General features: G+C 46.1%; 11 protein-coding genes. 9 read left to right on the forward strand and 2 right to left on the reverse strand.

All coding sequences use genetic code 11. The features are described from left to right. The first annotated feature begins 98 nt into the window (after positions 1 to 98). Together gcl and hyi are read left to right on the forward strand one after the other, a co-directional pair. On the forward strand, positions 99 to 1889 hold the full coding sequence (gene gcl, locus ICN21_RS09645) for a glyoxylate carboligase (RefSeq protein ID WP_216178248.1): 1791 nt from the start codon (positions 99 to 101) through the stop codon (positions 1887 to 1889). Positions 1890 to 1916: 27 nt separating this feature from the next. After that, on the forward strand, positions 1917 to 2720 hold the full coding sequence (gene hyi, locus ICN21_RS09650) for a hydroxypyruvate isomerase (RefSeq protein ID WP_216178249.1): 804 nt from the start codon (positions 1917 to 1919) through the stop codon (positions 2718 to 2720). Between the two features lie 33 nt (positions 2721 to 2753). Here hyi and ICN21_RS09655 read toward each other — a convergent pair whose 3' ends face one another. Continuing rightward, a complete protein-coding gene (locus tag ICN21_RS09655; RefSeq protein WP_216178250.1) occupies positions 2754 to 5351 on the reverse strand; it encodes a [protein-PII] uridylyltransferase in 2598 nt (865 codons plus the stop codon). 4 nt (positions 5352 to 5355) lie between these two features. After that, positions 5356 to 6192, reverse strand: a complete 837-nt coding sequence (map, locus tag ICN21_RS09660) for a type I methionyl aminopeptidase (RefSeq protein ID WP_216178251.1) — start codon at positions 6190 to 6192, stop codon at positions 5356 to 5358. Positions 6193 to 6460: 268 nt separating this feature from the next. Here map and rpsB point away from each other — a divergent pair, with 268 nt between their 5' ends. From rpsB to ispC, 7 genes are all read left to right on the forward strand, one after another. Further along, entirely contained in the window at positions 6461 to 7210 is a 750-nt protein-coding gene (rpsB, locus tag ICN21_RS09665) for a 30S ribosomal protein S2 (RefSeq protein ID WP_216178252.1), read from the forward strand. After that, positions 7210 to 8094, forward strand: a complete 885-nt coding sequence (gene tsf / locus ICN21_RS09670) for a translation elongation factor Ts (protein WP_215296526.1) — start codon at positions 7210 to 7212, stop codon at positions 8092 to 8094. The genes rpsB and tsf overlap by 1 nt, the downstream gene beginning before the upstream one ends. Before the next feature lie 185 nt (positions 8095 to 8279). After that, positions 8280 to 8990 (forward strand): UMP kinase, encoded by a 711-nt coding sequence (pyrH, locus tag ICN21_RS09675; protein ID WP_216178253.1) that lies wholly within the window; start codon positions 8280 to 8282, stop codon positions 8988 to 8990. Between the two features lie 11 nt (positions 8991 to 9001). Then, positions 9002 to 9562 carry a ribosome recycling factor gene (gene frr / locus ICN21_RS09680; protein WP_215296528.1) on the forward strand — a complete coding sequence of 187 codons (561 nt, stop codon included), beginning with the start codon at positions 9002 to 9004 and terminating at the stop codon, positions 9560 to 9562. A 24-nt stretch (positions 9563 to 9586) separates the two neighbouring features. After that, positions 9587 to 10360 (forward strand): polyprenyl diphosphate synthase, encoded by a 774-nt coding sequence (gene uppS, locus ICN21_RS09685; protein WP_216178254.1) that lies wholly within the window; start codon positions 9587 to 9589, stop codon positions 10358 to 10360. 18 nt (positions 10361 to 10378) lie between these two features. Continuing rightward, on the forward strand, positions 10379 to 11206 hold the full coding sequence (locus ICN21_RS09690; RefSeq protein WP_216178255.1) for a phosphatidate cytidylyltransferase: 828 nt from the start codon (positions 10379 to 10381) through the stop codon (positions 11204 to 11206). Then, positions 11206 to 12393: a 1-deoxy-D-xylulose-5-phosphate reductoisomerase gene (gene ispC, locus ICN21_RS09695; RefSeq protein ID WP_216178256.1), complete on the forward strand. Its 1188-nt coding sequence runs from the start codon at positions 11206 to 11208 to the stop codon at positions 12391 to 12393. The genes ICN21_RS09690 and ispC overlap by 1 nt, the downstream gene beginning before the upstream one ends. Positions 12394 to 12397 lie beyond the last annotated feature (4 nt).

Here is a 12397-nt window from a genome sequence, read left to right on the forward strand (position 1 = left end):
ACTATTCCACAGTGGAATACTAGATATAGATTTGCTGAGGTTCTCTATTTGCCTGAATTTGGGGATGATTCGTCCATACCCATATGAGGAGATGAATCATGGCAAAAATGAAAGCAGCAATGGCAGCAGTGTTGGTGATGGAAAAAGAGGGCGTTACCCAAGCCTTTGGAGTACCAGGTGCTGCAATTAATCCCCTATACGCCCAAATGCGCGAACGTCAGTCAATTGCCCACGTATTAGCGAGACACGTAGAGGGTGCCTCTCATATGGCAGAGGGCTACACAAGAGCCGCTCCAGGAAATATCGGTGTCTGTATTGGTACATCGGGCCCCGGCGGCACAGATATGATCACCGGCTTGTATTCAGCACAAGCAGATAGCATTCCAATTTTATGTATTACAGGTCAAGCACCACGCGCTAAATTGCATAAAGAAGATTTCCAAGCGGTGGATATTGCTTCAATCGCTAAGCCTTTAACCAAGATGGCAGTTACCGTGCTTGAGCCAGCATTGGTTCCAAGAGTATTCCAACAGGCATTTCACTTAATGCGCTCTGGCCGTCCTGGACCAGTATTGATTGATTTGCCAATTGATGTGCAAATGGCTGAGATCGAGTTTGATATCGATACTTATGAGCCATTGCCTGCCTATAAACCACAGGCAACTCGCAAGCAGATTGAGAGAGCGCTTGAAATGCTCAATGAATCTGAGCGTCCCTTAATTGTGTCTGGTGGTGGCGTGATTAATTCTGATGCTTCAGATCTTTTAGTGCAATTTGCAGAGATCACTGGCATTCCTGTCATTCCAACGCTTATGGGTTGGGGCTCGATCCCTGATAGTCATCCATTGATGGCTGGTATGGTTGGTTTACAAACATCACATCGTTATGGCAATGCCACGATGTTGGCAAGTGATTTTGTTTTAGGCATCGGTAACCGTTGGGCAAATCGCCACACGGGTTCAACCGAGGTGTATTGCAAGGGCCGTAAGTTTATCCACGTCGATATTGAGCCTACTCAGATCGGTCGTATCTTTACTCCTGATTTTGGTATTGTGTCCGATGCAAAAGCTGCGTTAGCCCTGTTTATAGAAGTTGCAACGGAGATGAAGAAAGCTAGCAAGCTGAAAGATCGCACTAAGTGGTCAGCTGAATGCTTGGGTAGAAAAAATTCCATCGACTATCAGCGTAAGACAAACTTTAATGAATCTCCAATGAAGCCGCAGCGCGTGTATCAAGAGATGGTTCAAACGTTTGGCGAAGATGTCACCTATGTCAGTACGATTGGTCTCTCGCAAATTGCTGGCGCTCAATTCTTGAAAGTATTCAAGCCTCGTCATTGGATTAACTGTGGTCAAGCTGGTCCATTGGGCTGGACAGTTCCAGCAGCTCTAGGTGTACGTGCTGCTGATCCAACCCGTAAGATTGTGGCGCTCTCAGGCGACTATGACTTCCAGTTCATGATTGAAGAGTTGGCTGTCGGCGCACAGTTTAAGTTGCCATTCATCCAAATTTTAGTTAACAACAGTTATCTTGGATTAATCCGACAAGCACAACGTGGCTTTGAGATGGATTACTGTGTGCAATTGGCTTTCGATAACGTCAATATTCCGGAAAGCGCTGGCATTGTGAAGGGTTATGGCGTAGATCACGTGAAGGTTGTTGAGGGACTTGGCTGTAAGGCCATCAGAGTAGAGCGTGAAGACCAATTGGCTCCTGCAATTGCTCAAGCCGAGGCATGGATTGCTGAATTTAGAGTACCAGTCGTAGTTGAAGTGATTCTAGAGCGAGTCACTAACATTGCGATGGGGACAGAAATCGATAGCGTTAATGAGTTTGAGCCTGTTGCTAAATCTATTGAAGATGCTCCAGTAGCAGTTCTTCAGTCCTAGTTTGTCATTCAGAAAAGAGAGTATTCAATGCCTCGTTTTGCCGCCAATTTGTCCATGCTCTTTACAGAAGATGCATTCTTAAATCGCTTTGCGCTTGCTCGAGTTGGTGGTTTTAAGGCTGTAGAATTTTTATTTCCTTATACATTTTCTAAGGATGAAATTAAGTCTTGTTTGGATACTTATGCGTTGAAATTGGTTTTGCACAACCTGCCTGCAGGCGATTGGGAGGCTGGCGAGCGAGGTATTGCTTGCCACCCTGATCGCGTTGCAGAGTTTCGTGCTGGGGTAGATAAAGCGATTGAATATGCCACTTTTTTAAATGTTAAGCAGTTAAATTGTTTAGCAGGCAAAGCCCCCGTCGGCGTTGATCCTAAAGTGCTACGTGATACTTTTGTTGGTAACTTAGGCTACGCAGCAGAGCAGTTAAGCAAAGCAAAAATCAATCTCTTAATTGAGCCTATCAATACTTATGATATTCCAGGGTTCTACTTATCAAGAACTCAGCAGGCGATTGAAATCATGGATGAGGTAGGAGCCGATAACTTGTATTTGCAATATGACATCTATCATGCTCAGCGCATGGAGGGTGAGTTAGCAAATACGATTCAAAAATATCTCCCTAGAATTGGGCATATTCAGTTAGCAGACAATCCTGGACGTAATGAGCCTGGTACTGGCGAAATTAACTATGACTTCTTATTCGGCTTCCTGGATAAGATTGGATATAAGGGCTGGATTGGTTGTGAATACAAGCCTCTCAAGAACACTGCTGCAGGCCTTGCATGGATGGAGAAGTATGAGCATTCTCATCATGAGTCTGCTTTTGCCTAAATAGATTCTTAGTTAGCTACTTAGGTAGTTAATCTAAGCCCCTAAAGCCTCAAGTAACTCGGTCTCTAATTGAATCTGTAGCTTTGGATTTTTGCCTAAGTTGGCGGCATCCAGCAGTAATACGTCTTCTACTCGTTCACCAAGGGTATTGATCCGCGCGGTATGAATCGATACTTGATGTTTAGCTAGCACTCTAGAGATGGTGTAGAGCAGTCCAGTCCGATCGCTTGCAGAGAGTGCAAGTGTGTAATAGCGCCCGCGATCATCTGGAGCCATATAAACCCGGGGCTTAATGGGGAAGGTGCGAGATTGTCTAGAGAGGCGACCCATGCTTGGAGTGGGTAAGGGATCTGCATTGCTTAATGCAGCAGTTAGCTCAAACTCTACCAGTTGAATGATGTCGCGGTAGCTACTGCCTTCATCTACCAGAGTGCTACCAGAAATTTGGAAGGTATCTAAAGCGTAACCATGGCGAGTGGTATGAATGCGCGCATCCCAGATAGAGAAACCATGCTTTTCAAAGTACGCGCAGATTCTAGCAAATAGATCTTCTTGATCTTTAATATACACCGCGACTTGCAAACCTTCGCCAATGGGCGACAACCTTGCGCGCACAATGGGCTGATCGTTATTCACCTTGTTATAAAGATGACGCGTTAACCACGCTATATCAGATGAGTCCTGGCGAAGGAAGAAGGCAACATCCAATTGTTTCCATAGTTCTTCATAAGCCTCGTCATTGATGCCATACAGGCGTAATTTAGCTTTAGACTCTTCTTGGTGTTGCGCCAATTCTGAAGAGGCATCTGGCTTGGCTCCACCTAAGACTCTAAGAGTGGCGCGATAGAGATCTTCAAGCAGTTTGCCTTTCCAGGCATTCCAGACTTTAGGGCTGGTGCCACGGACATCAGCTACGGTTAAGAGGTACAAAGCGGTGAGATGACGTTCATCACCTATCTTCTTGGCAAAAGCCCGTACTACATCTGGATCTGTGATGTCTTGCTTTTGAGCTACCTGGCTCATATTGAGATGTTCTGCAACTAACCAGATCAAGAGCTCAGTATCTTTTTTATCAAGACCATGGTCTTTGGTAAACTTACGCATATCGGCTTTGCCAAGTTGCGAATGATCCCCGCCACGTCCTTTGGCAATGTCGTGGAAAAGTGCGGCAATCACTAGTAACCAAGGCTTTTCAAAATGGGCAATTAAGCTGCTACAAAATGGAAACTCATGGGTATGTTCAACAACCATGAAGCGGCGCACATTACGCAACACCATCAAGATGTGCTGATCAACAGTGTAGACATGAAACAAGTCATGCTGCATCTGCCCAACAATTTTTCTGAAGGCAGGCAGGTATCGACCGAGAACGCTACTACGGTTCATTAAGTGGAATGCTCGACTTACACCTTCGGGTTGCTTCAGAATCTCGATAAAGAGGGCTCGATTAATAGGGTTGGCTCGCCACTTAGCATCCATTTTTTGGCGGGCGTTATATAGTGCTCGAAAAATAGTTGCTGAAAGGCTTTTGACGTTAGCTGTTTGCGAAAATACCAGGAAGGTTCGCAAAATTTGTTCAGGATGATTCTGAAACAATTGTGGATCGGTGATATCGAGTACACCTTGCCGCTCAATGAAATACTCATTACCTTCGCCTGGAATAGGGCGAGTGGTTTTAGATTCTTGCGGAAAGAGGAGTGCTTCAATGTTTTGCAAAAGAACATCGTTTAATTGTGTGACGGCTTTAGCAGCCCAGTAGTAACGACGCATAATCGCTTCACTGGCTTGGCGTGAAGAATCGGTTTCAATGCCCATCGATTTCGCCAGTGGTGCCTGTAAGTCAAAAGCAATCACATCTTGGCGACGTCCTGCGAGCAGATGCAAATTGACCCTCAGGGTGTCCAGAAAGCGTTGATTGCGATTCAGTTCTGTTAGCTCGCGCTGGGTGACTAAGCCGGCTTCATTTAAGTCTTTAAAGGTGTTGCCCAATAATGCCGCCTTACTGACCCAAGAGATGACCTGCAGATCACGTAAGCCACCGGGACTCTCTTTACAGTTAGGCTCAAGCGAGTAAGGTGTATTTTGATATTTGTAGTGACGTTGTATTTGCTCTGCTTGTTTAGCTTGAAAGAAGCTCTTTGGATCCATTGCAGATTCATAAGCGGCGGCAAATTCTTTAAAGAGTTGTTTTTTCCCGCAGATCAAGCGCGCTTCAAGAAGTGAAGTGCGAACCGTGATGTCCTGCTCTGACTCTGAAATGCACTCTGCAACGGTTCTTACTGAGGAGGCAATTTCAAGGCCAGTATCCCAACACCTTGCAACAAATTGCTCTACTTTTTTTGATACAGCATCAACCATAGTTGTGTTGGGTGGAAACAATATCAGAATGTCAATATCAGAATAGGGGAAGAGGGCGCCTCTTCCGTATCCGCCAACAGCCACCAGGGTTGCTTCGCTGTTCAAGTCATAGTCATTCCACAAGTGAGCGAGTAGTTGATCAGTCAGTTTGCCCAGTTGTTTAGTGAGTTTACCGGCAGCCTGTGTTTTTTTAAACTCTGTATAAGCAACTTCACGAGCGACACGCAGACCTGCCGCGTCAGTAATTTTATTGACTGTCTGCGACTGAGTCATGTGATTACGCGCTAGCTGTTAAAGGCCTGAATGCAAGACCTTTAACGCAGTCCGGCGGAGGATTGCTGCCCTCTGACCAGGTTAATACCTCAACGCCAGTTTGCGTCACCAAAAGAGTATGTTCCCACTGCGCAGACAAGCTACGATCTTTGGTTTTAACAGTCCACTGATCTGGCATGGTTCTAATTTCACGACGACCTGCGTTGATCATCGGCTCAATGGTGAAAGTCATGCCAGCTTCTAATTTCTCACCAGTGCCCGGGCGACCATAGTGAAGGATTTGCGGGTCTTGATGAAACACTTTGCCGATACCGTGCCCACAGTACTCACGCACAACGGAATAACCTGCTTTTTCAGCATGTGTTTGAATCACGTGACCAATGTCACCGAGTGAAGCACCTGGTTTCACTTGAGCAATGCCCAGCCACATGCATTCAAAAGTAATTTGAGTAAGACGCTTGGCCAGCAGAGAAACTTCACCAACCATAAACATCCGACTGGTGTCACCGTAATAACCATCGGGAGTAATGACGGTGATATCTAAGTTAACCACATCACCAATTTTGAGAACTTTGTCCCCAGGAATGCCATGGCAAATCACATCATTGACCGAGGTGCAAATGGACGCTGGAAATGGTGGGTAACCTGGGGGTTGGTAGTTCAGTGGCGCAGGAATAGTTTTTTGCACGTCCCGCATGTACTCGTGGCAAATGCGATCAAGTTCGCCAGTGGTAACGCCAGCCTTAATATGGCGAGCTACATGATCCAAAACTTCACTCGCTAAGCGACCAGCCTCACGCATCCCAAGGATGTCTTTTTCTGCGGTAAATACACTATTCATTCCTTGATTATCAACGACTTGGACAGTCTTAGCTTACCAATACTGCCTAAAAAATAGGCGGTAACCCAGTTTTTAGGGTATTCAGAGCCAGTTTTATCGCACTGGGTCTTGGGACAGACTTGGCTAAGACTAGCTAGAGCCTTGATATTTAAGCTATAATTTTGGACTCGGGTCTATTTTGGACTTGAAATCGCGAGTTGAGCCCTCCAGGGTGGCGTTTTTTAGCGCAGCTAGGACTCAACTTTAGAACTAACCCTTAGGAGAAGTTATGTCAGTAACAATGCGTCAAATGCTGGAAGCCGGTTGCCATTTTGGTCACCAAACACGCTTCTGGTCCCCAAAGATGGCCCCATTTATTTTCGGTCATCGTAATAAGATCCACATCATCAACTTGGAAAAAACATTGCCAATGTTTCAGGACGCCCTGAAATTTGCAAAACAAGTTGCTGCTAATCGTGGCACGATTTTGTTTGTTGGTACTAAGCGTCAATCACGCGAGATCATTGCTGAAGAAGCTGCTCGTGCTGGTATGCCTTATATCGATAGCCGTTGGTTGGGTGGCACACTCACCAACTTCAAAACAGTTAAAGGTTCCCTCAAGCGTTTGAAGGACATGGAAGTTGCTAAAGAAGCTGGCGACTGGGAAAAGCTTTCCAAGAAAGAAGCTTTGACGAATGACCGTGATCTCGACAAACTACAAAAAGCCCTTGGCGGTATTAAAGATTTGAACGGCGTTCCTGATGCGATTTTCGTAGTGGACGTTGGTTATCACAAGATTGCGATTACTGAAGCGAACAAGCTCGGTATTCCAGTGATCGCTGTGGTGGATACTAACCACTCACCAGAAGGCGTTGATTACATCATCCCTGGTAACGATGACTCAAGCAAAGCTGTAACCCTCTATGCACGTGGTATTGCTGACGCAATCCTCGAAGGCAAAGCGAGCTCTGTTCAAGAAATCTTGACAGCCGTTAAAGAAGGTGAAGAAGAGTTTGTTGAAGAAGGGAAAGCTGAATAATGGCCGCTATTACCGCTGCAATGGTTGGCGAGTTACGCGCCAAGACTGATGCTCCGATGATGGAGTGCAAAAAAGCTTTGACAGAGGCTGATGGTGATATGGCTCGTGCAGAAGAAATTCTGCGTGTAAAGCTGGGTAGCAAAGCTGGTAAGGCAGCTTCTCGCGTTACTGCTGAAGGTATCGTGGCCGTTTCTATCAATGGCACTAACGGTGCTTTGTTAGAGGTGAATTGCGAAACTGACTTCGTTTCTAAGAATGATGACTTCTTGGCATTTGCAAATGACTGCGTCAAGTTGGTTGCTGAAAAGAACCCAGCTGATGTTGCTGCATTGCTCGCACTGCCTTTAAACGGATCTACGGTGGATACGGTGCGCAGCGCATTGATTGGCAAAATTGGCGAGAACATCATGCCACGTCGCTTCAAGCGTTTTACTGGTAGCAATAAGTTGGTTTCTTACCTCCATGGCACCCGCATTGGTGTAGTGGTTGAGTTTGAAGGTGACGACACTGCTGCTAAAGACGTTGCGATGCACGTTGCTGCCATGAAGCCAGTCGCTTTGTCTACGGCTGACGTTCCTGCTGAGTCGATTGCGATTGAGCGTAGCGTCGCGGTTCAAAAGGCTGCTGAATCTGGTAAACCACCTGAAATCGTTGAGAAGATGGTGGAAGGTTCCATTCAGAAGTACCTCAAAGAAGTTTCTTTACTGAATCAGACTTTTGTAAAGAACGATAAGCAAACCGTTGAGCAAATGCTTAAAGCTGCCAACACAAACGTCAAAGGTTTTACGATGTTTGTTGTGGGTGAAGGCATAGAGAAGCGTCAAGACGACTTTGCGGCTGAAGTGGCTGCTCAGGTGGCCGCCGCCTCTAAAGCTACTGCGTAATTAGCCAGCTTGGGGCTTGCCCCAGTAGGTCAGTAATACCCAAAAGGGCATAGAAACTCAGGTTTCTGTGCCCTTTTGTTTGATCTTTCCCAAGCCCTTTATAATTTGGCGGAGATATTAAAAAGTACTTAAAGATCAATAAGCTAAGTATGCAAAGTACTTGGCAAATTACGGAAAATTAAAACATGCCAGGCTACAAACGCGTCCTCCTCAAATTATCTGGTGAAGCCCTGATGGGGGAAGATGCTTTTGGCATCAATCCGATCACTATCGATTCCATGGTTTCTGAAATCGCCCAAGTGGTCAATAGTGGTGTTGAGCTCGCCATCGTCATTGGTGGGGGGAATATTTTCCGCGGCGTTGCTGGCGGCGCTGCTGGTATGGATCGTGCAACTGCTGACTATATGGGCATGTTGGCGACCATGATGAACTCTCTCGCATTACAAGATGCTTTGCGTCAAAAAGGGGTTGAAGCGCGCGTGCAATCCGCCCTGAGAATGGACCAAGTGGTTGAGCCTTACATACGCCCACGTGCCATTCGCGCGATGAGCGAAGGCAAAGTAGTGATCTTTGCAGCCGGTACAGGTAACCCTTTCTTTACAACCGATACTGCCGCCGCCTTGCGTGGCGCTGAAATGGGTGTGGAAGTGATGCTGAAAGCTACTAAGGTGGATGGCATCTATAGCGCCGATCCAGTCAAGGATCCTACTGCGACTCTTTATAAGACCATCACCTTTGATGAGGCATTAATTCAGAACTTACAAGTTATGGATGCTACTGCATTTGCATTGTGTCGTGACCGCAAATTACCAATCAAAGTATTTTCGATCCTCAAGCCAGGCGCATTAATGCGTGTGGTGCAGGGTGAATCTGAAGGTACTTTGGTGCACGTTTAATAGGAGGCCTGATGTCTGCAGCAGAAATTAAAACCAATACCAATCAAAAGATGGAAAAGTCTCTTGAGGCTTTGAAAACGAATTTGGCGAAGATTCGTTCTGGGCGTGCCAATCCAGGAATACTGGAACATATTCAAGTGGAGTATTACGGTAATCCAACACCACTAAGTCAAGTGGCGAGTTTGGGCCTAGCAGATGCTCGCACGATTAATGTTCAGCCATTTGAAAAGACCATGGTTGCTGCCGTGGAGAAGGCAATTCGAGATTCGGATTTGGGTTTGAATCCTGCCTCACAAGGTACTGTGATTCGCGTGCCAATGCCTGCATTGACTGAAGAGCGTCGTCGCGAGCTCACTAAAGTCGTCAAAAGCGAGGGTGAAGATACTAAGATTGCAGTGCGTAACTTACGTCGCGATGCCAATGAACATCTCAAGCGCTTAACCAAAGATAAAGAGATTTCTGAAGATGAAGAGCGTCGTGCCACTGACGAGATTCAGAAGATGACCGATAAAGCAGTCGTAGATATCGACAAGATCATTACTGAAAAAGAAAAAGAGATCATGACGGTTTAAGGCCGGATTGAGTTTGATTCTTTTATGACCCAACACCTCAGTTCTACTCAAGCCATTCCAGAGGTAAGTGCCATTCCTCGCCATGTTGCGATCATCATGGATGGTAATGGGCGTTGGGCGAGTAAACGTATGATGCCTCGAGTGACGGGCCATACTGAAGGCTTAGCTGCGGTTCGAAAAATTGTACAAGAGTGCCGTCGTACCGGCGTAGAGTATTTGACGATATTTGCTTTTAGTTCTGAGAACTGGCGTCGCCCACCAGAAGAGGTGGGTTTCTTAATGAAGCTCTTTCTAAAATCGCTCAAGGCGGAAGTTTCTCGTCTTGCAGAAAATGATATTTGTTTGCGTGTGATTGGCGATCTCAGTCGCTTTGATAAGGCAATTCAGGAAATGGTTCATTTCTCAGCAGAAAAGACTGCTGGATGTAAGGCGCTGACAATTACTGTCGCTGCAAACTATGGCGGACGCTGGGATATCTTGCAGGCGATGAGTCGTTGCTTGGCTGCCAATCCAAATTTGAAGCCGAAAGACGTCAGTGAGGATTTATTACAGCCTCATCTTTCGATGGCTTATGCCCCAGAGCCAGATTTATTTATCCGTACTGGTGGCGAACAACGGATCAGCAATTTTTTATTATGGCAGTTAGCTTATACAGAGTTATATTTCACAGATGTTTTATGGCCAGACTTTGATGAAGCTGAGCTCCATAAGGCGTTTGATTGGTTTAGTCAGCGCGAACGTCGTTTCGGGCGAACCAGCGCTCAGCTTGCATCGCAAGTGATGAGTGATGCAGTTTAATTATCTAAACTACTCCACATGTTAAAAACCCGCGTGATTACTGCCCTTGTTTTACTGGCAGTTCTATTGCCAATCTTATTTTTACTGCCAGCCGTGTATGTTGGCGCATTCTTTTTGGCGACTCTACTCGCTGCTGCTTGGGAGTGGAGTCGTTTGCTTGCGCCTGAAGCAGGGCGGGCAGCCTGGCTTTACGCTCTATTTTGCTTAATGATTATTTTATTTTTGCTAGGGTTGAAAAACGTCGATTGGCAATTTGCTCTATTGCTCTTAGCAGTCTTCTTTTGGTTTTTTATCGCCCCATTGATGCTTGCTAAAGGCATGAATCTCTCTTTGCAAAAGTTGCGTCCTTTTTACGGAGTACTCGGACTCATTTTGCTGCCAGCAACTTGGTTCGCTTTGGTTTTCTTGCGAGAGTTAGGGCTCGTATTTTTGTTAACCACGATTGCTTTAGTGTGGGTGGCAGATATCGGGGCCTACTTTGTTGGTAAGGCGTTTGGAAAACGAAAATTAGCCATCCAAATTAGCCCGGGGAAATCAGTTGAGGGTGCAATAGGCGGTCTGGTTCTCTGTTATGTATACGCATTTTTGTGCGTGTTTTACTTGCCCTTCGAGGCTACTTTATTTGGGGCATGGGCGATACGCTTTGGTTGGGTCGCCATGTTTCTGATGGTGACAGTATTAACAGCCTTCAGTATTTTTGGTGACCTCTTTGAGTCCCAATTAAAGCGTTTGGCTGGCGTGAAAGATAGTAGTCATTTGTTGCCAGGGCATGGTGGGGTATTGGATCGTGTTGATGCATTGATACCTACTATGCCAATTGCAGCTTTATTTGCGGGGCTGGTGTAATGAAGCGACTTATTACCGTTCTGGGCTCTACTGGCTCCATTGGTGTGAATACGTTGGATGTGATTCGGGCGCATCCTGATCGCTTTCAGGTGGCAGCACTTACTGCGGGTAAGCAAGCTGATCGCTTGGCAGAGCAGTGCATTGAATTCAAGCCTGCTATTGCTGTTGTCTCAGAAGCCAGTGATGCTGTGCGCTTAGAAAAATTATTGCTTGAGAACAATATTAAGACTCAAGTATTTTATGGTCCTCAAGCCTTAGTAACAGCGGTAACAGATTCTGGATGTGACACAGTGATGGCTGCCATTGTCGGCGCAGCAGGCTTAGTGCCAACCCTTGCAGCAGCCAAAGCTGGAAAACGTGTTCTGCTTGCAAATAAAGAAGCGCTGGTGATGTCTGGCAATTTGTTTATGCAAGCCATGAAAGATGGAGGCGGAGAATTACTTCCAATTGATAGCGAGCACAATGCCATTTTTCAATGCTTGCCAAATGAATTTACTAAAGCTCCACATTCCAATCATGGCGTGGAAGAATTGTGGCTCACTGCCTCGGGCGGGCCTTTTAGAAATACGCCATTAGATCAATTAGCGAGTATTACTCCAGATCAGGCCTGTGCCCATCCGAATTGGGTTATGGGTAGAAAGATATCTGTGGATTCTGCAACCATGATGAATAAGGGACTTGAAGTCATTGAGGCCTTCTGGTTATTTGGTTTGCCGCTTGGAAAAATTAAGGTCTTGATTCATCCTCAAAGCGTAGTGCATTCAATGGTGCGCTATCGTGATGGTTCGGTATTGGCGCAACTAGGTCAACCGGATATGCGCACCCCCATTGCTTATGGTTTGGCCTGGCCAGAGCGTATTGAGGCTGGCGTAGCGCCCTTAAACTTAACTCAACTGGCTGGTCTCCATTTTTCAGAGCCAGAGCTGGCTCGCTTTCCGTGTCTTGCTTTGGCCTTTGCTGCCGCCAAAGCAGGTGGTACAGCGCCTACAGTACTGAATGCTGCCAATGAAGTTGCTGTCGCTGCATTTTTAGACGCGGGCTTGTATTATCTCCAAATCCCCGCAGTAGTGGAGAAGACCTTGAACGCCATTGCTCTGACTAATGCAGATTCATTGGAGGATATTTTGAGTACGGATGCACAAGCCAGAAAAGTGGCGCGTGAGTTTATTCAAGTTCTACAAAAGTAATTAA

Origin of the sequence: Polynucleobacter sp. AP-Feld-500C-C5 (genome assembly GCF_018882265.1) — a bacterium.
Lineage (GTDB): Bacteria > Pseudomonadota > Gammaproteobacteria > Burkholderiales > Burkholderiaceae > Polynucleobacter.

Excerpts from the sequence above, each read along its gene's own strand:
- gcl (WP_216178248.1), top strand. The coding sequence starts at position 99 with ATGGCAAAAATGAAAGCAGCAATGGCAGCAGTGTTGGTGATGGAAAAA.
- hyi (WP_216178249.1), top strand. The coding sequence starts at position 1,917 with ATGCCTCGTTTTGCCGCCAATTTGTCCATGCTCTTTACAGAAGATGCA.
- ICN21_RS09655 (WP_216178250.1), bottom strand. The coding sequence starts at position 5,351 with ATGACTCAGTCGCAGACAGTCAATAAAATTACTGACGCGGCAGGTCTG.
- map (WP_216178251.1), bottom strand. The coding sequence starts at position 6,192 with ATGAATAGTGTATTTACCGCAGAAAAAGACATCCTTGGGATGCGTGAG.
- rpsB (WP_216178252.1), top strand. The coding sequence starts at position 6,461 with ATGTCAGTAACAATGCGTCAAATGCTGGAAGCCGGTTGCCATTTTGGT.
- tsf (WP_215296526.1), top strand. The coding sequence starts at position 7,210 with ATGGCCGCTATTACCGCTGCAATGGTTGGCGAGTTACGCGCCAAGACT.
- pyrH (WP_216178253.1), top strand. The coding sequence starts at position 8,280 with ATGCCAGGCTACAAACGCGTCCTCCTCAAATTATCTGGTGAAGCCCTG.
- frr (WP_215296528.1), top strand. The coding sequence starts at position 9,002 with ATGTCTGCAGCAGAAATTAAAACCAATACCAATCAAAAGATGGAAAAG.
- uppS (WP_216178254.1), top strand. The coding sequence starts at position 9,587 with ATGACCCAACACCTCAGTTCTACTCAAGCCATTCCAGAGGTAAGTGCC.
- ICN21_RS09690 (WP_216178255.1), top strand. The coding sequence starts at position 10,379 with ATGTTAAAAACCCGCGTGATTACTGCCCTTGTTTTACTGGCAGTTCTA.
- ispC (WP_216178256.1), top strand. The coding sequence starts at position 11,206 with ATGAAGCGACTTATTACCGTTCTGGGCTCTACTGGCTCCATTGGTGTG.